The organism is Arthrobacter sp. QXT-31, assembly GCF_001969265.1.
In the GTDB taxonomy this organism is placed as follows: Bacteria; Actinomycetota; Actinomycetes; order Actinomycetales; family Micrococcaceae; genus Arthrobacter.
On record NZ_CP019304.1, the window covers coordinates 4,009,251 to 4,030,147 of the forward strand.

A 20,897-nucleotide genomic window follows, 5' to 3' on the forward strand; every position below is an offset into this window, starting at 1 on the left:
AGCGGGACGGTGTATCCGCCCCGCTCCGACTGTATTCGACTTGTCCGGCAATCAGCGTTTCTTCAGATGTGCGACAGGGTCTGCAGGTCCCTCAATCGGGTGCTTGGCCTTTTTGTCCGCGCGTTTCTGCTTAATGGTCTTGCCCGCTTTTTTCTGCTGTTGCTGGTGCGGCGTCTTGTCCGGCATGGCGTGCTCCCTCGTCCGAGGGGCAGGAGGGTGCCCCTCCCTACGTAAATTACGCCTGTTGCAGCCCAAATGTAACTGCCTGACCTGACAGTGAACCGGCAAAAACTTTCACCCCACGACGTCGGCGATTCCCACAAACCTGGTGCCCACGCCGTCGAACTCGCTCCGGACGGAACCGGGCGCCGGCGGAGGGACTTCGGAGGGGCGGTGATGGGCACACACGACGTACGTGAACTCCGGCCACCACTTCTTGGGCCTGGCCGCCTCGGTGTACCCGCAGACCGCGCAGGTGAGATGCACCCACACCGGCCTCTTTCCCGTCCGGTTGGCGCGGGACTGGAGGAGCCAGGCAGGGGGATTGTCCAGCAGTTCACCCAGCTCGGCTTCGGTCAGGTGTTTTGGAATGCCGTGGCGCTGGGCCATTTCCAGTGGTACATCCAGGGCAATTGCCGCATCACGTCTGCTGATCATCCAGTCCACGATACGGTAAGTCATGAGCGACACCAGCCAGACGGTTGCCCCGACCCGCCTCCAGCGGCAGGTCCTGGCCGTCGCGATCGTGGCGTCCTTCATGGCGATCCTCGACAGCTTCGTTGTCAGCCTGGCGCTGCCCGCCATCGGCCGGGAACTCGGCGGCGGCCTCCGCATCCAGCAGTGGGTGGTGGACGCCTACCTCCTGACACTCGGTGCGCTCATTCTGGCGGCCGGCTCGCTGTCCGATCACTTTGGGCGGGTGCGTGTGCTGCAGTGGGGGCTGGGCGGTTTTGCCCTCACCTCGCTCCTTTGCGGGGCAGCGTGGTCCGGGGAAGTGCTGGTGGTCAGCCGGGGACTGCAGGGCGTCGCGGGAGCACTCCTCGTTCCCAGTTCGCTGGCGCTGATCGTCAGCCACTTTGACAGCGGCGCCCAGGGGGCGGCCATCGGCAAATGGTCGGCGTGGACAAGCGCCGCCGCCATCGTGGCCCCGTTGATCGGCGGCTTGTCCGTGGACGTGCTGTCGTGGCGGGTCATTTTCTTCGTCAACGTCCTGCCTGCGGCTGCCATCTGGCCCGTGCTGGCAAGGCTACGGAAGACCGACACCGTTCCCGCTGCCGCTGGCAGCATCGACATTGCCGGCGCGTTGCTGGCCGTCATCGCGCTTGGCGGGCCGGTCTACGCACTGATCGAGCAGGGCACTGCCGGCTGGGGCAGTCCGCAGGTCTGGCTGCCGCTGGCCGCCGGGCTCCTGGCCACTGTGTTTTTCCTCATCCATGAAGCCCGCACGGCCGCCCCGCTGCTGCCACTTGGCATGTTCACGGTCCGGAACTTCGGCTGGGGCAACGTCGCCACCGCCGCGATTTACGGCGGCTTTTCCCTCGGGTTCTTCGCGCTGGGCATCTATATTCAGCAGGTGGGCGGCATGAAAGCGACCACCGCCGGACTGGCGCTGCTGCCCTCCACGCTGATCCTGATGCTGCTGGCCTCGTTCTTTGGAAAACTCGCCGGCAAGTACGGGCCGCGCTGGTTCATGACGGCCGGGCCCGTGCTGTGCGCCGCCGGGTTCCTGCTGACACTGTCCGTTGGCGGCTCCCTGAACTACTGGACCCAGATCCTGCCCGGGCAGCTGGTCTTCGGCCTCGGCCTTTCCATGACGGTGGCACCATTGACGGCTGCCATCCTGGGCTCCGTGCCGGAAAAGCAGGCCGGCGTGGGCTCGGCCGTGAACAACGCGGTCTCGAGGATCGCGGGCCTGGTGTGTATCGCATTTGCGGGCTTCATCGTCGGCCCGGAGCTGACGACGCCGGGCCTGCACCGCGCGCTGCTGGCCACCGCCGCGCTGCTCTTGCTGGGGGCGGCCTGCTCCGCCGTCGGAATCCGCAACCCCGCGCCGGCTAGCCGCCGCTGATCGCGATTCCCGCCCACGCCGCAGCCAGGCCCAGCAGCAGGTTGGCCAGGACATTAACGACGGCGGCAAGGTAGCGCCGCTCACTGGCCAGCCGGACTGTTGCCGTGGTCCAGGAACTGAAGGTGGTCAACCCGCCGGCGAACCCGGTGGCAAGGGCGGAACGCCATTCGGGGCCGAACGACGCGGTAAGCCCCATGGACAGCCCGATCACAAACGAGCCGGCCACGTTCACCAGCAGGGTGGCCCAGGGCCAGTGCCGCCGCGGCGAGGGGTAGCCGGCCAGCCAGCCGTCCACGGCAAACCTGAGCAGGGCCCCGGCGATGCCGAAAAGACCCACGAGGAGCGCCGTCACGGATTAGCCTCACGGGCAGCACCGATTGCCTTGCCGGTCCGCCAGCCGGCGGCCGCCGCCGCCAGCCCCAGCAGCACGGACAGCCCCAGGTAGAGCAACCCCAGGCCGGGCAAGCCGGCGCGGGTCAGCTGGTCCGCGGAAAAGACGACTGCGGAGAAGGTGGTGAAAGAGCCGAGCACACCGGGCCCGACGGCGGCGCGGAGCCAGAACGCGGTGCGGGGACGCGCGATCCAGATCGTGGTGAGGGCCGCCAGCACGAAGCTGCCGAGGATATTGATGCCCAGTGTGGCCCAGGGCAGGTCTCCCGGACGGTCGGGGAACAGCAGTCCCAGCGCGTACCGGAATTCCGTGCCAAGCAGGCCGCCGGCGGCCACGGCTGTCCACACCCGCCAGCCATAACCGGAGCCGGTCGCGGCGGCGGTGCCGGTACGGCCTGCCAGGGGAACCCGCACCTGAGCTTACAGGCCGGCCATGCGGCAGCCGGGGTGTGCGGAGTCGCTGTGGATCCAGAGCGCGGAGGCCACTTCGTCGGCGAGGTCAACGTCCCGGCTGGTTCCGGGGGACCCGATTCGCACGACGAGCGCGCCGCCAAAGGGCCTGCGGCCCCGCACTTCGACGTCGGCGTCGAGGCTGATCTGTTCCGCGGCGAGGTAGCGCAGCAGATCCGGGTTCTCGTCACTGATCCGGGTGATCCTGCCGGTGTGGCCGTCATCGAGCTCGATCATCCGGTGGGCGGAGGGCATCCTGACAGTTCCGTCAGCCGAGGGGATGGGGTCGCCGTGCGGGTCCCTGGACGGATTGCCGAGCCGGGCGGCCAGCCGCTCAATGAACGTGTCCGAGACCGCATGCTCCAGCTGCTCAGCCTCGTCATGGACTTCATCCCAGCTGTAGCCGAGGTCCTTGACCAGGTATGTCTCAATCAGCCGGTGCCGGCGGACCATGGAGAGGGCCAGCCGGACACCCTGGGGTGTGAGCGTGATGGCACTGTAGGGCTTGTGGAGGACCATGCCCTGGTCCTTGAGCTTGCGCACCATCTCGGAGACCGAGGAGTTGGCCACACCGAGGCGCTGTGCAAGCTGGGTGGAGGTGATGGGCTTGTCCTGCCATTCCGTGAAGGAATAGATGACCTTAACGTAGTCCTCGATCGAGGAGGAGGGCGTACTGGTCTTCACAGCTTCAAGCCTACCTGCTGCCACCACGGCGTTCCGCCCTGACCGCCCGCCAGATCTGGGTGAGGTAGGGGAGCTGCAGCAGCTCGCCGTCGGCATGGCCGAGGTGCTCGTGCAGGTACCAGGTCAGGTTTCCGGTCACCTTCGCGCGGGTGGCGTCGTTGGCCGCGAGGTAGTAGCTGCGGGACTTGGCCAGTTCGAGGATGTCGTCCGGGGTGACGGGATCCTCCCACCTGGTCAGGTGGCTTTCCAGGGAGGTGAATTCCGGGCCGATCCTGGGCCTGAAGTCCGGTTTGTGGACGTCCCCGGCGTGCATGATGCGCGACAGCCGGTGCACCCAGGGGACTGACGTGTCCAGCTGGTTCCAGATCAGGCCCACTACTCCGTGGGGCCTGAGGATGCGGGAAATCTCCGTGCTGGCCCGCAGCGGATCGCACCAGTGCCATGCCTGGGCAACGCTGACGACGTCGAACGCCGCCGAGGGCAGCCCGGTTTCCTCAGCGGTCCCCACCACGGCATGGACCGCGGGGCAGTCACGGCCCAGCTGCTCCAGCATGTCCCGGGAAGGGTCCACGGCGCTGACCTCGAGCCCGCGGTCCACCAGCAGCGCGGTGAATTTGCCCGTGCCTGCGCCGAGGTCAGCGGCGCTACGGGCCCCGGCCGGAATAAGCCAGTCGGCGGAGTCCTCCGGGTAGCCCGGACGGACGCGGTGGTAGTGCTCGCCGCCGTCCTGGAAGCTCTGTCCAAGCTCCTGCCGCCGGCCGTGATGAAGTTTGGGACCGCCCCGTGCCACGCACAGTCTCCTTATACCGACGTCGAAAATTACCTTTCGAATTTACCGTACGGGGAGCGGGAGGTGCTTAGTCCTGGGTGCGGGTTAGTCCTGGGTGCCGATCAGTCCTGGACACACGGTGCGGCGCCGGCGGTGCCGGGCGTGTTGGGTGCCCACTCGGGGTAGGTGCGGGTGTCGTTCGCCGGAACCCAGCGCCCGGCGTCCACCACGTAGTCCCAGCCGAGGCCCGAGCGGCGGAGCTCCTCGATGCCGGCGAGCAGCCGCTGTGCGTCCTCGAGCCGTGAACCCACGCCGAAGCTGGCGCGCAGGGACCCGGACGGCAGGCCGAGGCGCTTCAGCAGCGGGTGGGCGCAGAAGCGTCCGTCGCGCAGGCCCACGCCGTGTTCGGCCGACAGGTAGGCGGCGACCAGGCCGGCGTCGTAACCCTCTACCGAGAAGTTCACCACGCCGATGGCGTCGTCCGGGTCGCTGTCCGCGAAAATCTGGTGGACGGTGACGCCGTCGATCTGGCGCAGTCCCTCGACCAGGAAGGACCGGATGCCGGCTTCATGGGCGTGCCATTCCTGCGGATCAAGGGCGGCGATGACCTGGGTTGCCCGGGCCAGGGTGGCAGCGCCGAGGACGTTTGGTGAGCCGCCCTCGTGGCGGGCGGGGCCGGTGGCCCAGCTGACGCCGTCGAGCCGGGCCTCGCTCACGGCGCCGCCGCCGGCGAGGTGGGGGGTGCCGGCGTCGAGCCAGTCGGGACGGCCGATGAGGACGCCGGCCCCGAAGGGGGCGTAGAGCTTGTGGCCCGAGAAAGCGAGGTAGTCGACGTCGTCCGCGGCGATGTTGACGCGGCGGTGCGGCGCGAGCTGGGCTGCGTCCACCACGATGCGGGCGCCGTATTCATGGGCCAGCGCGGCGAGGCGGCGGATCGGGAGGATTTCGCCCGTGACGTTGGAGGCGCCGGTCACGGCGAGGAGGCTGATGTCGCCGTGCTCCAGTTCGGCACGCAGGCTGGCGATGGTGGCTTCAAGCGTTTCGGAGGCCACCACGCTGCGGTGCGGCACGCCCTGCCACGGCAGCAGGTTGGCGTGGTGCTCGATGTCCAGGTACAGCACCTCGCCCGTGTGGTGGTGGTCCTCCACGGGCAGGCAGCCGGCCAGCAGGTTGAGGGAGTCGGTGGTGTTCCGGGTGAAGATGACAGCGTCATCGGCGCGGCCCCCCACAAACTCGCGCACGATGTTCCGCGAGTTCTCGTACACGGAGGTGCTGATCTGCGAGGCGTAGCCGGCGCCGCGGTGCACGCTCGCGTAGAACGGCAGGATCTCGTTGAGGTACGCGGAGACGACCGACAGCGCAGGGGCGGAGGCGCCATAGTCGAGGTTTGCGTAGCGGACGTGGCCGCCCTGGATCAGCGGGGCCTGGATCTCGGCGCCGGTGACGGCGGCCAGGGGGCGGCGGGCGGCGGCGAACCGGCCGTCCAGCGCGAGGGCGTCGGGGGTGGAAGCAATGATGGCAGTCGTCATGGGACCTCACTGGGATAAGGACCCCGTGTGACGGGGATCCGCGCTTGCCGGGTCCGTTCCGGATCGGCCTGGTCGTCACCCGGGGCACCCCACCGCGAATGGAGGGTTGCCGGCCAGCTAACCGGGGTTTAGCGCTGGCACTCGTGACCTGTTACGAGATTAGGACATCGGCAGAGCCGATGAAAAAGCCGGTTGGAATGTTAAGCGGATTATTACGCGAACCGGATATCGGGCCTTCTGCCGAAGAAACGACGGCGGCCGCCCCCAAAAGCGGGCGGCCGCCGTCGTAATGTTCAGCGCCAGGGCGGTGGCCGGAGAAACCTAGAGCAGGTCGTCCAGCTGCGGGTTCAGCCGCTTCAGGACTTCCGAGTGCAGGATCGAGTTGGTCGCCAGGGCGTTGCCGCCGAACGGGCCGTCCGTGCCCTCGAGGGAGGTGAAACGGCCGCCGGCCTCCGTCACGATCGGCACCAGCGCCGCCATGTCGTACAGGTTCAGTTCCGGTTCGCAGGCGATGTCCACGGCCCCTTCGGCCACCATGCAGTAGGACCAGAAGTCGCCGAAGGCGCGGGTGCGCCACACATCCTCGGTCAGCTGGAGGAACTCTTCAAGGTTGCCGCGGTCTTTCCAGCCGCCGAGGCTGGAGTAGGAAAGCGAGGCGTCGGACAGGCTGGACACGTTGGACACCTTGAGCCGGGTGGCGGCCGCGAGGGATCGGCCCGAGTAGGCGCCGGCGCCTTTGGCCGCCCACCAGCGCTTGCCGAGCGCCGGGGCGCTGACAACGCCCACCACAGGTTCTCCCTCGTCGACGAGGGCAATCAGCGTGGCCCAGACCGGCACCCCGCGGACAAAGTTCTTGGTGCCGTCGATGGGGTCGATGATCCAGCGGCGGGAACCGTGGCCGGAACTTCCGAACTCCTCACCGAGGACGGCGTCACGGGGACGGGAGCGTGACAGTTGGCCGCGGATTGACTCCTCGGCGGCCTTGTCCGCATCGGTGACCGGCGTCAGATCTGGCTTCGTCTCGATCTGAAGGTCCAATGCCTTGAACCGGCTCATGGTCTGGTCGTCCACGGAATCGGCCAGCACATGGGCAAGACGCAGGTCATCGTTGTACGTTGAAGCGGGTTGGGTCATGGTTCCAAACTACCCTCAAAGGCCCGGCGCGGCGGGGAGGTAGCGGCCGGACAGCGCCGGGGCCGCTAGCCGACGCTGCCGAGTTCCTTGGTTTCCTGGGCCTCAGCGCGCGGGTCGGTGCCCAGCAGGCGGCGCAGGGACGCCAGCCGTGCTGCTCCCGAGGGGCCGGCGTGGCCGGCTTCCACCCACGCGTCCACGCCGCAGTTAACGGCGGTGGCGTCGTGTTTGCACCCGCGTTCGCAGGCCTCCGTGCCGGGCTCAAGGTCGGGGAAGGAATGCAGGATTCGGTCCGGATCGACGTGCGCCAGTCCGAAGGAGCGGATGCCCGGCGTGTCGATGATCCAGCTGCCCGCCGGGGCGTCGGCGAGCTTGAGGGCAAGGGCCGACGACGACGTGTGCCGTCCGCGGCCCGTCACCGCGTTCACGCCGCCGGTGGCCCGTTCGGCGCCCGTCAGCGCGTTGACCATGGTGGATTTTCCGACGCCGGAATGGCCCAGCATCACCGTCACCTTGCCGTCCAGATGGGCGCGGAGATCGGACACGGCGGCAACGTCGAGCCGGGCGGAGAGGCCGTCGTCGGACCGGGCGTCGATGCCGGACGCGTCGGCATCGGCAGTGCGGCTGATGATCACCGGAAAGTCGAGGTGCCGGTAGTTGCTCAGCAGCTCGGTCGGATCCTTGACGTCCGCTTTGGTGACGAGCAGCAGCGGCTCGATCCCGGCGTCGTAGGCTGCCACCAGCGCCCGGTCGATGAAGCCGGTGCGGGGTTCCGGGTTGGCGGCGGCCACAACCACCACCAGCTGGTCGGCGTTGGCAACGACGGCGCGTTCCACGGGATCGGTGTCGTCGGCGCTGCGGCGCAGCAGTGTCTTGCGGTCCTGGATTTTCACCAGCCGGGCCAGGGTGTCCGGCGCGCCGGACACGTCGCCCACGAGGGAGACGAAGTCTCCGGCCACCACGGGGGAGCGGCGCAGCTCCCGGGCGCGGGCAGCAATGACCGTCCGCTCGTGTCCCGAGTCCTCGCCGACGACGGCGGTGTAGCGGCCCCGGTCCACGGTGATGATCCGGCCGGTGACGGCATCCTCATGGCTTGGGCGGTCCTTCGTCCGGGGCCGGGAACCCTTTTTGTTCGGCCGGATCCGGACGTCGGATTCGTCCCAGGAATCAGTGCTGCGTGCCACCGGTGGTCCCCGCGGTATTGGTAACAGCACTGTTGGTCACACCGCTGCCCCGCTGGCCGAGCATGTCCGCCCACAGCTTGGGGAAATCGGGCATGGTCTTGGACGTCGTGGCAATGTCCTCCACCTCCACGCCCCTGACCGCCAGCCCGAGGATGGCTCCGGCGGTGGCCATCCGGTGGTCCGCATAGCTGTGGACGACGCCGGCATGCAGTTCCGCAGGCCGGATGATGAGTCCGTCGGCGGTTTCCTCTGCATCGCCGCCGAGCCGGTTGATCTCGGTGACGAGCGCGGCGAGCCTGTCCGTTTCATGTCCGCGAAGGTGGGCGATGCCGCTCAGCCGTGACGGGCCGGATGCCAGGGCGCAGAGCGCGGCGACTGTGGGCGCCAGTTCGCTGGTTTCGGCGAAGTCCGCACCCTTGATCTCGCTGCCGCCGGTCACCGTCAGGGTACCGTCGGCCAGGGTGACCGTGGCCCCCATATCGGTCAGGATGCTGCGCCACATGTCGCCGACCTGCGTGGTGTGCTCGGGCCAGTCCGGAATCCGGACAGTACCGCCGGTGGCCAGCGCGGCGGCCAGGAACGGGCCGGCGTTGGACAAGTCCTGCTCGATGCGCTGGTCGAACGCGCGGATCGGGCCGGGGCTGACAACCCAGTGGTTGGGCGTGGAGTCATCCACCGCCACGCCCGCGCCGCGCAGCACGGCGATGGTCATGTTGATATGGTCCAAACTCGGGACCGTGCTGCCTGAATGTTCAAGGTGCAGGCCGTCGGCGAACCGTGCACCGACCAGCAGCAGGGCGGAGACGAACTGCGAGGACGCACTGGCGTCGATGACGAGGTGCCCGCCGCGGACCTGGCCGGAGCCCTCGACACGGAAAGGCAGCGAGGCGGGCGTGCCGCCGTCGTCGCCCGTTACGGCTACTCCGAGCGCTGACAGCGCGTCTATGATGGTGCCCATCGGCCGTTCCCGGGCGTGGGGATCGCCGTCGAAAAGGGTGGCGCCAGAGCGCAGTGCCGCCAGAGGCGGTACGAACCGCATGACTGTCCCGGCCAGGCCGCAGTCGATGGCGACGTCCGCGCCGCCGGCGTTGGCCGGAATTGGCGTCACCTCGAGGTCCGGGCCAAAGGCGCCGTCGCCCGGGACTTCCCGGATGTCGGCGCCAAGCTGGCGCAGGGCGGCGATCATGAGCGCAGAGTCCCGGGAGTGCAGCGGTGCCCGGAGCCGGGACGGCCCGTCGGCCAGCGCGGCAAGCACCAGATACCTGTTGGTCAACGACTTGGAGCCCGGTACGCGGACTGTTGCGTCAACCGGCTGTTCCGCAAATGGCGCGGGCCAGTGCGGAGCAGCGCCGGAGTGTTCAGCGGACGCGCCCATGGGTGATGCTGCCATTCCTGCTTATGCCCCTACCGCTTGGTCGACGGCCCTGCGGACTGCCTTGTCGGCCCGGCGGACAGCCTTGTCCGCGCTGTGCAGTTTCTTGCCGGTGGTCTTGCGGGCGTCGGCGGCGAGGTGGGTCGCTGCCTTCCGGGCGTCGGCGGCGAGGTGCTCTGCACGCCAGGCCAGGCTGGGCTTGCCCGCTGTGTCCACCGAGGCCAGCATCACGCCGCCGGTGAGGGTGATGTTCTTGAGCAGCTGGTTCCGGCGCGCTTCGCGGCCTTCCTTGCTGCTGATGTCGGCGCTGCGCCATTCAACGAAGGCGTTCAGTGCCGAGATGACGGCCAGTACCGAGGCTGCCAGCCGTGCCGACTTGCCGAGGGCGAAGAGGACGCCGGCGCCCACCTGCGTGCCGCCGATGATCCGGGCAAGGACCCTCTCGTCAGTCTGGAACGGCAGGGCTTCAGCGGCACGGCGCAGGAGGGGCGACAGTTGCTGCGCGGTGTCGTCCGCATTCCTGAGCTTGTCCGTGCCGGCGAGGATGAAACTTGAGGCCAGCATCGGCCGGGCAAAAAAGCGGACAAAGGACATGAATTTCCTCCTGGATGGCCGAGCCGCGGTGGCCGCGGCGGAGTCGGTTCTAGTCTTGCACTTTTGCGGAATATTTGCCCACCGCGCGTCGTTGTGCTCTTTGGCCGGAAACGATATGCAGGCGGTGTCCTGTTGCCGTTCCCGGTGTTCAGCGGCGGCTGGGGGATGGCAGGAGCACGGACCGCTGCACGAACGCGGGTCTTTTCGACGGGTCTTAGCAGGCGGAGTGGAGATGGAGCATTGACTTTGGTGAAGGAAGCTGTGGGGGTGCGAAGTCCCGCCAGAATGCGGCCGTTCGTGGTGTCCGAAGCTGGCGCGCTGGACGCAGGAGGTGCCTTCCCCGGTCCGGGCGGCGTCATTGGCCCGGACTTTGGCGCGGCACGCTATGGCACGGCACGCCGCCAGGGGCGCCCGGCGCCGATCAAAGTAGACTTGAATGCAATGAGCACCGTGGACCCGGCCCTGCAGGCCGCACAGGAGGACGCCGCCAGCGGCATCCCGTTGAATGGCACGTCGCCCGCTGCTGAAGCGGCAGAGGATATCGACGTCGGTTCGGAGAGCACTGAAGCGCGCCGGGCGCGGTTTGAGCGCGACGCCATGCAGTACGTGGACCAGCTGTATTCGGCGGCCATGCGCATGGCGCGGAACCCCGCAGATGCCGAGGACCTCGTCCAGGAGGCGTATACCAAGGCGTTCTCGGCGTTCCATCAGTACAAGCCGGGGACCAACCTGAAGGCCTGGCTGTACCGGATCCTGACGAACACCTACATCAACCTGTACCGGAAGCGGCAGCGGGAACCCCTGCAGTCGAATTCGGACACCATCGAGGACTGGCAGCTCGCCCGCGCCGAATCCCACACCTCCAGCGGCCTGCGCTCGGCCGAGGCCGAGGCGCTGGACCACCTGCCGGATTCGGACGTCAAGCGGGCACTGCAGGCCATCCCCGAGGAGTTCCGGCTGGCCGTGTACTTCGCCGACGTCGAGGGCTTCGCGTACAAGGAAATATCGGACATCATGAACACCCCCATCGGCACTGTGATGTCCCGGCTGCACCGGGGCCGAAAGATGCTGCGGGACATGCTGGCGGATTACGCCGCCGAGCGGGGATTCAAGGCTGCTGCGGACACCACGGCGGCAGCGGAGGGCAACAAACAGGAGAACGGGAAATGAGCGACTGCCAGGGATTGGGTGATTGCGACGACACCAGGATGCAGCGCATCTACGAGTATCTGGACGGGGCCTTGACCCGCAGCGACCTTGCGGAGATCAAGCAGCACCTGGACGAGTGCCCCGAATGCACGGAGCAGTACGATCTGGAGTGCGTCATCCGGAAAGTGGTGAAGCGCTCCTGTACCGAGGCTGCTCCGGAAAACCTCAAGAACGCCATCCTGCAGCGGATCCACACGATCCGTCCGGTGGACGCCTGACAGGGCCACTGAGTTAAACACGATGCCCCCGCTACCTTGCCGGTAGCGGGGGCATCGCGTTTAAGCTTCGGTTCAAGCCGTGGCTTAGGTGTTGGGGCGCTTCCCGTGGTTCGCGCCGCCACGCTTACGGTCACGACGCTTACGTGCACGCTTGCTCATAGCTGGCCTCCTTAATCTCGTTACCCAAAAGAGTTGCCCTCCAGTCTCCCATATCGGCGGACAGGCCGCGAACCGGCGGCATTGTGGAGCGACTACAGGGAGTTCCGGATCGCAACCCGGGCCTGGTCCAGGACGGTCCGCACCGTCTCGAGGGCCACCGGCGTCATGGGCCTGGCGCTGGTCTGCAGGCGCAGCTCGGCGCGCATGTCGTCACGGAACGACTGCAGCAGCATCTCCGCTTCCTTCAGCATGCCCTGGCCCTCAGCGGTGTACCGGCCCCCGCCGGCCCCGCCGGCCGGCCTGGCTGCGTTTGCCGACCCGGTAGCGCTGGCCGCCCTGGCGGCGGTGCGGGCCGCTTCCGCCGTGGCCGCCAGGTCCGCGCGCAGCCCCCGCATGTTGCTGCGGATGTCGGCGCGGAGGTCATCGGCGAGCCGGCGGACGGAGGCCGCGATGTCGTTCTCCACCGTCTCCAGCTCCCCGCGCCGGCTGTTCAGTTCAGCCAGCCCCGCAGCGGTGATCCGGTAGTTGGTGCGGCGCCCCTGGGCTTCCGTGGCCACCAGGCCTTCCTCCTCCAGCTTGCCCAGGCGCGGATAGATGGTGCCTGCACTGGGGGAGTAGGTGCCGCCGAACCGGTCGCTCAGGGCCTTGATGAGTTCATATCCATGCTTGGGACCCGATTCGAGGAGCGCCAGCAGATACAGCCGGAGCGCGCCATGGGCAAAGACGGGGGGCATCAGAGCGCCGGTTCCGTGGTGGCAGGTGCCTGGCCGTGGAAGATAGACGTCTTCCCGGAGACCGAGTTGGTGCGGACCAGCATGAGTTTGGCGTCCGGGCCGGAGATGGTCTGCACCTTGCCGCCGGGATGGCCGTACTTCCGGTCGTCGATAACCACCGGTCCGCTGGCCGACTGGGCCACGATGTCCACGCCAACGTCGTGCGGGACGCGGACCGTCAGGTCCCCGGACACCGAGTTCGCGCCGAAGTCGTGGGTGAAGCCGTGCAGGTCGAAGCTCATATCGCCGCTGACGGTGTTGGCCCGGATGTTGCTGAACCGGCCGGAGGCCGTGACCTCGCCGGAGACGCTCTTGGCCGTGAGGACGCCGTTGTGGTTGCGGGCGATCACCTCGCCGCTGACGGTATTCACGTGCAGGTCGCCGGAAGTCCCGTCCGCCAGGAGGGATCCGGTCACGGTGCTCAGCCGGGTCCGGCCGTGGACGCCGGAAACCAGTCCGTCACCGCTGACCGTGCCGGCCTCGACCTCCACGCCGGCAGGGACCGCGATGCTGATGACCGCGGCGTTGTTGCTGCTGTTGTTGACCGACTCCATCAGGTTCTTGAACCAGCCGTGCGGGCCGTGGAGCTGGTGGCGGATTTCGAGGCGCCCGCCGGCCACGGAGACAGCCAGGGGGTCTCCGTGCACCTCCGACACCTCGACCCGGACGGCAGCCTCGTCGTGCGTGACGACGTCAAACCTGCCCCGGACGATGCCCAGCTTAAGGTGCGCGACGCCGTCGACATCAATGGTCTGCGGGCCGGTGACGGTCCAGGAGTTCTCTTCCACGGTTCCTCCACTTGCGATATATCGTGACTGTGCGAGTCACGATAGTCCTCCCGTGCAGGAATATCAAGATATATCGCGACTTCCCTAGTCCGCGACTTCCCTATTCAGGGGTTTCCATCCCCAGCCACTGGAACCAGCCCCGGTGCAGTACCAGCCACGCCATCAGCCCGTAGCCCGCCTGTCCGGGGGACCCTCCGTTAGCCGCAAGGTCCTGGCGCCACTGCTCATGGTTCAGCAGCGGCGAAAAGGTGTCCACGTAGAGGTGCTTGCGCCGGGTGGTGACGTCGGCAAAGGCAGTGTTCAGCTCGCCGAGGCGTCGGTTCTGCGCGGGATCGAGTGTTGGCGGCGGTCCCACGACGAAGACTTCCAGCCGCTTCTGCGTGGCCGAATCCAGGATGTTGGCGAGATTGAGCCGGCTTCGGGCCGTGGACAGCCCGAACTCAATGTCCCGGCCGGAGAGTCCGATGACCAGGCGGTTCTCGTGGAGATCGCTGAACCTGCGGCCGGCCTCCTCGAGCCAGCGGGCGGACAGGCCCTCGGTGCCTTCCTGAGGGCACGGAAGGGAAAAGCTCTCCACCGTCATGCCGTCCTGCGGAGTGCGGGCGAGCACCCGGCCCAGCCACCCCAGCGCCCGGGGATCACCGAGCCCGGCGAGCAGTTCATCTCCAACAGCCGCGATCCGCAGCTTCCTGTCTTCCACTACTACCTCTTCACTTGTTGGGAGGGCGTGTCCCGGACACGGACCGTTTACGTGCCAACGCTAAAGGTCTATTAACTCACGCCGATTAAACAGAACTGCCCGGCTGGAACGGTATGTCACCGTCCGGCCGGGCAGCTGATCTGCTACTTGCGGGCGAAAGCCTGCTTCAGGAGCGCGTCCTGCTCCACAGCATGGCGCTTCATGGAGCCGGCCGCGGTGGAAGCTGAGGCCGGGCGTGAGACCAGGCGCACCTTCCGGTCCAGGGCGGTCGGCAGGTGCAGGCCCATGAAGGGCCACGGACCCTGGTTGGCGGGCTCGTCCTGCGCCCACACAACTTCCGCGTTCGGGTACTTGGCGAGTTCGGCTTCGATCTCCGCCTGCGGCAGCGGGTACAGCTGCTCGACGCGGATGATCGCCGTCGACTTGTCGCCCGTCTTCTGCCGCGTGGACAGCAGATCGTAGTACAGGCGGCCGGAGACCAGCAGCACGCGCTCGACGTCTTCCGCCCTCAGCAGCTCGTGCTCGCCGATCACCGGGCGGAAACCGCCGGTGGTGAAGTCCTCCACGGACGAGGCAGCGGCCTTGAGGCGCAGCAGCTGCTTGGGCGTGAAGATGATCAGCGGCTTGCGCGGCCGGCTGTAGGCCTGGCGGCGCAGCAGGTGGAAGTGCGAGGCGGCCGTCGTCGGGTTGGCGACGATGATGTTTTCCTCGGCACACAGCTGCAGGAAGCGTTCGATGCGGGCCGAGGAGTGGTCCGGGCCCTGTCCCTCATAGCCGTGCGGCAGCATGAGCACGAGCGACGAGCGCTGGCCCCACTTCTGCTCGGCGGAGGAGATGAACTCATCGATGATGGTCTGCGCGCCGTTGACGAAGTCACCGAACTGCGCCTCCCACAGGACCAGGGCATCCGGGCGCTCGACGGAGTAGCCGTACTCGAAGCCCATCGCCGCGTACTCGGACAGCAGGGAGTCGTAGATCCAGAGCTTGGCCTGGTTGTCCGAGAGGTTGCCCAGCGGCAGCCATTCGTTGCCGTTGGCGCGGTCGTGGAACACGGCGTGGCGCTGCACGAAGGTGCCGCGGCGCGAGTCCTGGCCGGCAAGGCGAACCGGGACGCCTTCCATGATCAGGGAGCCGAAGGCAGCGATTTCGCCGAAGCCCCAGTCGATGCCGCCTTCACGGGACATCTGTTCACGCTTCTCCAGCAGCTGCTTGAGCTTGGCGTGGACAGTGAAGCCCTCGGGGATCTCCACGTGCGCCTTGCCGATGCGGGCCAGGGTGTCGGCCGAGATCGCCGTCGACGCCGGAGCGTTCGTGCCCATGTCCGACTGCTGCGCCTGCGGACGCTCGATGTCCGAGACCGCTGCCGAGTCGGCAGTGATGATCGGAATCGGCGAGGTCTGGGCAGCGTGGGTCTCGGCGAACACGCGCTCGAGGCGTTCCTGGTAGTCGCGGAGCAGCTGCTCGGCTTCTTCCTCGGTGATGTCACCGCGGCCGATCAGCGATTCCGTGTAGAGCTTGCGGACGGAGCGCTTGGCCTCGATCAGGTTGTACATCAGCGGCTGCGTCATCGAGGGGTCGTCGCCCTCGTTGTGGCCGCGGCGGCGGTAGCAGACCATGTCGATGACCACGTCCTTGTGGAACCGCTGGCGGAACTCGTAGGCGAGCTGGCCGATGCGGACAACTGCCTCGGGGTCGTCGCCGTTCACATGGAACACGGGAGCCTGGATCATCTTGGCGACGTCCGTGGAGTACGTGGACGAACGCGACGAGGAGGGCGCGGTGGTGAAGCCGACCTGGTTGTTGACCACAATGTGGATGGTTCCGCCGGTGCGGTAGCCGCGCAGCTGGGACAGGTTGAGCGTTTCCGCCACAACACCCTGGCCGGCGAAGGCTGCGTCGCCGTGCACCATGATGGGCAGCACGGGGAAGGACGATCCCTGGTCCAGCCGGTCCTGCTTGGCGCGGACGATGCCCTCCAGGACGGGGTCCACGGCCTCGAGGTGGGACGGGTTGGCGGCCAGGTAGACCTTGGTCTCCTTGCCGTTGTCCGACGTGAAGGTGCCTTCGGTGCCGAGGTGGTACTTGACGTCACCGGAGCCCTGCACGGAGCGGGGGTCCTGGGTGCCTTCGAACTCGCGGAACACCTGGGCGTAAGTCTTGCCGGCGATGTTGGTCAGCACGTTCAGGCGGCCGCGGTGGGCCATGCCGATGGCAACCTCGTCCAGTCCGTCGTCGGCGGCATCGGAGATGATCGCATCCAGCAGCGGAATCAGGGATTCGCCGCCCTCAAGCGAGAACCGCTTCTGGCCCACGAACTTGGTCTGCAGGAAGGTCTCGAAGGCCTCCGCGGCGTTCAGCTTGGAGACGATGCGCAGCTGCTCGTCACGGCTCGGCTTGGAGTACGGGTGCTCCAGCTGGTCCTGGAACCACTTGCGTTCGGCCGGCTCCTGGATGTGCATGTACTCGATGCCGGTGGTGCGGCAGTAGGCGTCACGGAGCACGCCCAGGATGTCGCGGAACTTGAGCATCGGCTTGCCGCCGAAGCCGCCCGTGGGCCACTCGCGGTCGAGGTCCCACAGGGTCAGGCCGTAGGTGAGGACGTCGAGGTCGGGGTGCTTGCGCTGGACGTACTCGAGGGGATCGGTATCCGCCATGAGGTGGCCGCGGACGCGGTAGGAGTGGATCAGCTGCTGGATCCGGGCGACCTTGTTGATCTGGTCGGACGGGTCCACCTGCAGGTCCGGGCTCCAGCGCACGGGCTCGTACGGGATGCGCAGGGCTTCGAAGATCTCGTCGTAGAAGTTCTGCGCGCCCAGGAGCAGCGAGTGGACGAGCTTGAGGAATTCGCCGCTGCCTGCACCCTGGATGACGCGGTGGTCATAGGTGGAGGTCAGGGTGAGGATTTTGCTGATGGCGTTCTGGGCGATGATCTTCTCGCTCGCGCCCTGCCACTCGGCCGGGTAGTCGAGGGCACCGACGCCGATGATGGCGGCCTGGCCCTTGGAGAGGCGGGGCACGGAGTGCACGGTGCCGATGCCGCCGGGGTTGGTCAGCGACACGGTGGTGCCGGCGTGGTCGTCAGCCGTCAGCTTGCCGTTGCGGGCGCGCTTGATGAGGTCTTCGTAGGTGTGCCAGAACTCGGCGAAGTTCATGGTTTCGGCCTTCTTGATGTTGGGAACCATCAGAAGGCGGGTGCCGTCGGGCTTGGGCATGTCGATGGCGATGCCGAAGTTCACGTGGGCCGGCTGCACCGCCACAGGCTTGCCGTCGACCTCGTCGTAGTAGACGTTCATGGACGGGAACTGGGACAGTGCCCGGACTACGGCGTAGCCGATGAGGTGGGTGAAGGAGACCTTGCCGCCGCGGGCGCGGGCGAGGTTGGAGTTGATGACAACCCGGTTGTCGATCAGGAGCTTGGCCGGAACCGCCCGGACACTGGTAGCGGTGGGGACCTCAAGGCTCGTGACCATGTTGGACGCGATGGCCTTGGCCGGTCCGCGGAGGACGGACACGACGTCTTCCTCGGGGGCGGTGGGGGCCTTGACGTTCTTCGGCAGCTGGGCCGGGATCGGCTGGGCGCCGGTGCCCGCCTCAGTCTTCTTCGCGCCGTCGCGGGCCACCGTTGCCGGAGCCTTCTTGGCGGGTGCGGGCTGGGCGGGGGCTGCTGCCGGCGCCGGTGCCGGAGTTGCCGCAGGCGCCTGGGCCGCGGGGGTAGCCGATGCCGGTGCCTGCGCGGGCACCGGGGGAGTGACGACGGGCAGTTCGCGGGTAGCCGGATTGGCCTCCGGTGCCGTCACGGCCGGAGCGCCGTTGGAAGATGGACCGTTGCCGCTGTCGAATGATTCGAACAGGGGCCACCACTTGGCATCGACCGTATTCTTGTCCTGTTGGTAACGCTCGTACAGTTCGTCAACGAGCCACTCGTTCCCACCAAATTCCTCTGGCAGACGGTGGCTAGGCTGCTCTGGCACTTGAAATACGCCTCTTCCATGAGTTTGATTTCCCTCTGGTCGCCGAAGGTGCCACGGCACTACTATCGAACCAGTTTCTGCGTCCTATGAACCCAGACCTTTGCCAGTCTAGTGACCGTTCCGGCTTAACTGCCAATAAGGGTGACCCAAATCATGTACCACCCGAATTGTGGCGAAATGGCCCTCCAAACGAGCCGGAAACAGGGCCCTTCCCGCCATGGGCAGACACCGCTTCCGGCAGGGCCGGATGAACCGTTTTTGGTCCCTCTGTGGCGGGCGCCGCTCCTGTAGACTGCAATCCTTATGGACAGTAAATATAGGTGCCATGGACGGTAAATCCAGGTGCCGGCCTGGGGGCTACCACCCATGATGGAGTGGCTCCTTGTTGCCGCCGGCCTGCTGCTCATCCTCGGAACCGGCTTCTTTGTCGCCGTCGAATTTTCCCTTATTGCGCTGGACCAGCCAACAGTGCAGCGCGCCGTTGACGACGGCGATGCAGCGGCAGTGCCGCTGCTGAAATGCCTGAAATCCCTGTCCACGCAGCTGTCCAGTTGCCAGCTCGGCATCACCATGACAACGCTCCTGACCGGCTATGTCATGGAGCCGTCCGTCGGGGCGCTGCTCGAGGTGCCGCTTGCCGCCGTCGGAATCCCGGAACCGGTGGCCGGTTCCGTCTCCCTGGTGGTGGCGATGGTGATCGCGACGGGACTGTCGATGCTGCTGGGCGAGCTCGTTCCCAAAAATATGGCCATTGCCCTCGCGTTCCGCATCGGCCGCACGCTGGCACCGCCCCAGCTGCTCTTCACCGCCATTTTCAAGCCTGCCATCGTGGTTCTGAACGGTTTCTCGAACAAGGTCCTGAACATCTTCGGGCTGGAGGCCAAGGAGGAGATATCCGGCGCCCGCACGCCGGCGGAGCTTGCCTCCCTGGTACGCAGGTCCGCCGCCATGGGCACGATCGATCCGGGAACAGCGAACTTCATCGCCCGCACGCTGAACTTCTCCGGCCGTACCGCAGCCGACGTCATGACCCCGCGCATCCGGCTCGAAACCATCGACGCCGACCAGCCCGTTTCGGAGATCATAGACGCGGCCCGCCGCAGCGGCTATTCGCGCTTCCCCGTCCTGGGTGAGTCAGCGGACGACATCCGCGGGCTGGTGCACGTCAAGAAGGCCATCGCGGTTCCTTCCGACCGCAGGCGGAAACTCGAGGCCGGAGCCATCATGACCGACGTCCTCCGGGTGCCCGAAACCATCCACCTCGACGCCCTGCTTGCCGAACTGCGGGAGGGAAACCTGCAGCTGGCCGTGGTGCTGGATGAGTACGGCGGAACTGCCGGGATCGCCACGCTGGAGGACCTGGTCGAGGAGATCGTGGGAGAAGTGTCCGATGAACACGACAAGGTCCGGCCCGGGCTGCTGCAAAGCGCTTCGGGCGACTGGTACTTTCCCGGGCTGATGCGGCCGGACGAGCTCTCGGAACAGATCCCCGGCCTCACCGTCCCGGACGAGTCGGCCTACGAAACAGTGGGCGGGTATGTCATGAGCGAGCTTGGACGGATACCCGTGGTTGGGGACACGGTGGAGGCTGGCGGCGGAACCCTTAGCGTCACCCGGATGGATGGCCGCCGCATCGACCGGATCTGCTTCCGGCCCCACCGGGAACCCCGGGACAGCCCCGGTAACGGCACCGCCAAGAACGGTAAACCGGGTAACGGCAAGACCGGGAACCACAAGACCGGGAACGGCAAGACCAGCAACGGCAAGTCTGGGAACGGCGGCCGGCCATGAGCGACTGGGCAGGGCTTATCTGGCTGGTGCTGCTGCTCCTGGGCAACGCCTTCTTCGTGGCGGCGGAGTTTGCCGTCATGTCCGCGCGCCGGAGCCAGATTGAGCCCCTGGCGGACGAGGGTGTCGTCCGGGCGCAAACAACGCTTCGGGCCATGGAGAACGTTTCGCTGATGCTGGCCTGCGCCCAGCTGGGCATCACGGTGTGCTCGCTCCTGATCCTGCTGGTGGCGGAGCCGGCGATCCACCACCTGCTGGCTGCGCCCCTGGCCGGGCTGGGGATGCCGGAGGAAGTTGCCGATGTCTCGGCGTTCGCGGTGGCACTGATGCTGGTGACGTTCCTGCACGTCACGTTCGGTGAGATGGTGCCCAAGAACATCTCGGTGTCCGTTGCGGACAAGGCAGCGCTGCTCCTGGCTCCGCCGCTGATGTTCATTTCACGGATCGTGAACCCGGTCATCACTGCGCTGAACTGGTCTGCGAACCACATCCTGAAGCTGATGCGTATCGAGCCCAAGGATGAGGTCAGTTCCACCTTCACGCTGGAAGAGGTGCAGTCCATCGTGCAGGAGTCCACCCGGCATGGCCTGGTGGACGATGATGCGGGACTCATCACAGGTGCCTTGGAATTTTCGGAGTACACCGCCGGCAACGTCATGGTTCCGCTGGAACGGCTGGTGATGCTGAAGTCGTCGGCGTCGCCCCTGGAATTTGAGAAGGCGGTCAGCCGCACAGGCTTTTCCCGGTTCCCGATGGTGGACGACGACGGCCTGCTCTCCGGCTACCTCCACATCAAGGACGTGCTCGCCATTCCGGAATCAGGTTATGAGCAGCCCATCGCGGAGAGCCGCATCCGTTCCCTGGCCAACCTCTCGCGGGACGACGAGATTGAAAAGGCCATGTCCGTGATGCAGCGTTCCGGCTCGCACCTGGCACGCGTCATCGGCCCGGACGGGCAAACCGAAGGCGTGCTGTTCCTGGAGGATGTGATTGAGCAGCTCGTGGGCGAGATCAGGGACGCCACCCAGGCAAAGGGCATCCGGAGGCTCGGCGCGCCCGACGGCGAATAGCCGGGCAGGTGCCGGGCCAACCCGCCGCCGCACCCGCTAAATAGGAATGA

The 20,897-nt window shown here is 67.0% G+C and carries 21 protein-coding genes and 1 riboswitch; of the genes, 5 read left to right on the forward strand and 16 right to left on the reverse strand.

Translation table 11 applies throughout. The annotated features are described in order from the left end of the window. Positions 1 to 51: 51 nt before the first annotated feature. Both BWQ92_RS24500 and BWQ92_RS18215 read right to left on the reverse strand, forming a co-directional pair. The gene (locus BWQ92_RS24500) at positions 52 to 186 is read right to left on the reverse strand and encodes a hypothetical protein (RefSeq protein ID WP_257787654.1); all 135 of its coding nucleotides are present in this window, start codon (positions 184 to 186) and stop codon (positions 52 to 54) included. A gap of 108 nt (positions 187 to 294) precedes the next feature. Next, on the reverse strand, positions 295 to 657 hold the full coding sequence (locus BWQ92_RS18215) for a hypothetical protein (protein WP_076803812.1): 363 nt from the start codon (positions 655 to 657) through the stop codon (positions 295 to 297). Positions 658 to 679: 22 nt separating this feature from the next. Between BWQ92_RS18215 and BWQ92_RS18220 the strand changes: the two genes are divergently transcribed. Continuing rightward, positions 680 to 2,068 carry an MFS transporter gene (locus BWQ92_RS18220; RefSeq protein ID WP_076801871.1) on the forward strand — a complete coding sequence of 463 codons (1,389 nt, stop codon included), beginning with the start codon at positions 680 to 682 and terminating at the stop codon, positions 2,066 to 2,068. Here the strand turns inward: BWQ92_RS18220 and BWQ92_RS18225 are convergent. From BWQ92_RS18225 to BWQ92_RS18265, 9 genes are all read right to left on the reverse strand, one after another. Continuing rightward, a complete protein-coding gene (locus tag BWQ92_RS18225) occupies positions 2,055 to 2,420 on the reverse strand; it encodes a fluoride efflux transporter FluC (RefSeq protein ID WP_076801873.1) in 366 nt (121 codons plus the stop codon). The genes BWQ92_RS18220 and BWQ92_RS18225 overlap by 14 nt on opposite strands. Further along, a complete protein-coding gene (locus BWQ92_RS18230; RefSeq protein WP_083706360.1) occupies positions 2,417 to 2,872 on the reverse strand; it encodes a fluoride efflux transporter FluC in 456 nt (151 codons plus the stop codon). The genes BWQ92_RS18225 and BWQ92_RS18230 overlap by 4 nt, the downstream gene beginning before the upstream one ends. A 6-nt stretch (positions 2,873 to 2,878) precedes the next feature. Next, positions 2,879 to 3,592: a metal-dependent transcriptional regulator gene (locus tag BWQ92_RS18235; protein ID WP_076803814.1), complete on the reverse strand. Its 714-nt coding sequence runs from the start codon at positions 3,590 to 3,592 to the stop codon at positions 2,879 to 2,881. A gap of 10 nt (positions 3,593 to 3,602) precedes the next feature. After that, positions 3,603 to 4,382, reverse strand: coding sequence for a class I SAM-dependent methyltransferase (locus BWQ92_RS18240; protein ID WP_076801875.1), 780 nt, complete (start codon positions 4,380 to 4,382; stop codon positions 3,603 to 3,605). 101 nt (positions 4,383 to 4,483) lie between these two features. Further along, on the reverse strand, positions 4,484 to 5,890 hold the full coding sequence (locus BWQ92_RS18245) for an aminotransferase class V-fold PLP-dependent enzyme (protein ID WP_076801877.1): 1,407 nt from the start codon (positions 5,888 to 5,890) through the stop codon (positions 4,484 to 4,486). 35 nt (positions 5,891 to 5,925) lie between these two features. Then, positions 5,926 to 6,039: riboswitch (SAM riboswitch) on the reverse strand. A gap of 172 nt (positions 6,040 to 6,211) precedes the next feature. Next, the gene (hisN, locus tag BWQ92_RS18250) at positions 6,212 to 7,024 is read right to left on the reverse strand and encodes a histidinol-phosphatase (protein ID WP_076801880.1); all 813 of its coding nucleotides are present in this window, start codon (positions 7,022 to 7,024) and stop codon (positions 6,212 to 6,214) included. 65 nt (positions 7,025 to 7,089) lie between these two features. After that, complete coding sequence (gene rsgA / locus BWQ92_RS18255; RefSeq protein ID WP_076801882.1) at positions 7,090 to 8,205, reverse strand: ribosome small subunit-dependent GTPase A; 1,116 nt, start codon at positions 8,203 to 8,205, stop codon at positions 7,090 to 7,092. Then, positions 8,189 to 9,580 carry a 3-phosphoshikimate 1-carboxyvinyltransferase gene (gene aroA / locus BWQ92_RS18260; RefSeq protein ID WP_442856769.1) on the reverse strand — a complete coding sequence of 464 codons (1,392 nt, stop codon included), beginning with the start codon at positions 9,578 to 9,580 and terminating at the stop codon, positions 8,189 to 8,191. The genes rsgA and aroA overlap by 17 nt, the downstream gene beginning before the upstream one ends. 21 nt (positions 9,581 to 9,601) lie before the next feature. Next, positions 9,602 to 10,171 carry a DoxX family protein gene (locus BWQ92_RS18265; protein WP_076801886.1) on the reverse strand — a complete coding sequence of 190 codons (570 nt, stop codon included), beginning with the start codon at positions 10,169 to 10,171 and terminating at the stop codon, positions 9,602 to 9,604. 441 nt (positions 10,172 to 10,612) lie between these two features. On the opposite strand from BWQ92_RS18265, the gene BWQ92_RS18270 reads away from it, so the two are divergent. Next, complete coding sequence (locus BWQ92_RS18270; RefSeq protein WP_076803815.1) at positions 10,613 to 11,341, forward strand: sigma-70 family RNA polymerase sigma factor; 729 nt, start codon at positions 10,613 to 10,615, stop codon at positions 11,339 to 11,341. Beyond that, complete coding sequence (rsrA, locus tag BWQ92_RS18275) at positions 11,338 to 11,598, forward strand: mycothiol system anti-sigma-R factor (RefSeq protein WP_076801889.1); 261 nt, start codon at positions 11,338 to 11,340, stop codon at positions 11,596 to 11,598. Before BWQ92_RS18270 ends, rsrA begins: the two co-directional genes overlap by 4 nt. A gap of 84 nt (positions 11,599 to 11,682) precedes the next feature. On the opposite strand, the gene BWQ92_RS24745 is transcribed toward rsrA, so the two are convergent. From BWQ92_RS24745 to BWQ92_RS18295, 5 genes are all read right to left on the reverse strand, one after another. Then, positions 11,683 to 11,757, reverse strand: a complete 75-nt coding sequence (locus BWQ92_RS24745) for a 50S ribosomal protein bL37 (RefSeq protein ID WP_369299106.1) — start codon at positions 11,755 to 11,757, stop codon at positions 11,683 to 11,685. A 92-nt stretch (positions 11,758 to 11,849) separates the two neighbouring features. Beyond that, positions 11,850 to 12,491, reverse strand: a complete 642-nt coding sequence (locus BWQ92_RS18280) for a PadR family transcriptional regulator (RefSeq protein ID WP_076801891.1) — start codon at positions 12,489 to 12,491, stop codon at positions 11,850 to 11,852. Further along, positions 12,491 to 13,318, reverse strand: a complete 828-nt coding sequence (locus tag BWQ92_RS18285; RefSeq protein ID WP_076801893.1) for a DUF4097 family beta strand repeat-containing protein — start codon at positions 13,316 to 13,318, stop codon at positions 12,491 to 12,493. Before BWQ92_RS18285 ends, BWQ92_RS18280 begins: the two co-directional genes overlap by 1 nt. Before the next feature lie 100 nt (positions 13,319 to 13,418). Next, complete coding sequence (locus BWQ92_RS18290; RefSeq protein WP_076801897.1) at positions 13,419 to 14,018, reverse strand: GDSL-type esterase/lipase family protein; 600 nt, start codon at positions 14,016 to 14,018, stop codon at positions 13,419 to 13,421. A 143-nt stretch (positions 14,019 to 14,161) separates the two neighbouring features. Continuing rightward, entirely contained in the window at positions 14,162 to 17,989 is a 3,828-nt protein-coding gene (locus BWQ92_RS18295) for a multifunctional oxoglutarate decarboxylase/oxoglutarate dehydrogenase thiamine pyrophosphate-binding subunit/dihydrolipoyllysine-residue succinyltransferase subunit (protein WP_076801902.1), read from the reverse strand. 369 nt (positions 17,990 to 18,358) lie between these two features. Here BWQ92_RS18295 and BWQ92_RS18300 point away from each other — a divergent pair, with 369 nt between their 5' ends. After that, on the forward strand, positions 18,359 to 19,780 hold the full coding sequence (locus BWQ92_RS18300) for a hemolysin family protein (protein WP_076803816.1): 1,422 nt from the start codon (positions 18,359 to 18,361) through the stop codon (positions 19,778 to 19,780). Further along, complete coding sequence (locus tag BWQ92_RS18305) at positions 19,777 to 20,847, forward strand: hemolysin family protein (protein WP_076801904.1); 1,071 nt, start codon at positions 19,777 to 19,779, stop codon at positions 20,845 to 20,847. Before BWQ92_RS18300 ends, BWQ92_RS18305 begins: the two co-directional genes overlap by 4 nt. Positions 20,848 to 20,897 lie beyond the last annotated feature (50 nt).

Bases quoted from the DNA above. Each gene is read 5' to 3' on its own strand.
- BWQ92_RS24500 (WP_257787654.1), bottom strand. From the start codon at position 186: ATGCCGGACAAGACGCCGCACCAGCAACAGCAGAAAAAAGCGGGCAAG.
- BWQ92_RS18215 (WP_076803812.1), bottom strand. From the start codon at position 657: ATGATCAGCAGACGTGATGCGGCAATTGCCCTGGATGTACCACTGGAA.
- BWQ92_RS18220 (WP_076801871.1), top strand. From the start codon at position 680: ATGAGCGACACCAGCCAGACGGTTGCCCCGACCCGCCTCCAGCGGCAG.
- BWQ92_RS18245 (WP_076801877.1), bottom strand. From the start codon at position 5,890: ATGACGACTGCCATCATTGCTTCCACCCCCGACGCCCTCGCGCTGGAC.
- hisN (WP_076801880.1), bottom strand. From the start codon at position 7,024: ATGACCCAACCCGCTTCAACGTACAACGATGACCTGCGTCTTGCCCAT.
- aroA (WP_442856769.1), bottom strand. From the start codon at position 9,580: ATGGGCGCGTCCGCTGAACACTCCGGCGCTGCTCCGCACTGGCCCGCG.
- BWQ92_RS18265 (WP_076801886.1), bottom strand. From the start codon at position 10,171: ATGTCCTTTGTCCGCTTTTTTGCCCGGCCGATGCTGGCCTCAAGTTTC.
- BWQ92_RS18270 (WP_076803815.1), top strand. From the start codon at position 10,613: ATGAGCACCGTGGACCCGGCCCTGCAGGCCGCACAGGAGGACGCCGCC.
- rsrA (WP_076801889.1), top strand. From the start codon at position 11,338: ATGAGCGACTGCCAGGGATTGGGTGATTGCGACGACACCAGGATGCAG.
- BWQ92_RS18280 (WP_076801891.1), bottom strand. From the start codon at position 12,491: ATGCCCCCCGTCTTTGCCCATGGCGCGCTCCGGCTGTATCTGCTGGCG.
- BWQ92_RS18300 (WP_076803816.1), top strand. From the start codon at position 18,359: ATGGAGTGGCTCCTTGTTGCCGCCGGCCTGCTGCTCATCCTCGGAACC.
- BWQ92_RS18305 (WP_076801904.1), top strand. From the start codon at position 19,777: ATGAGCGACTGGGCAGGGCTTATCTGGCTGGTGCTGCTGCTCCTGGGC.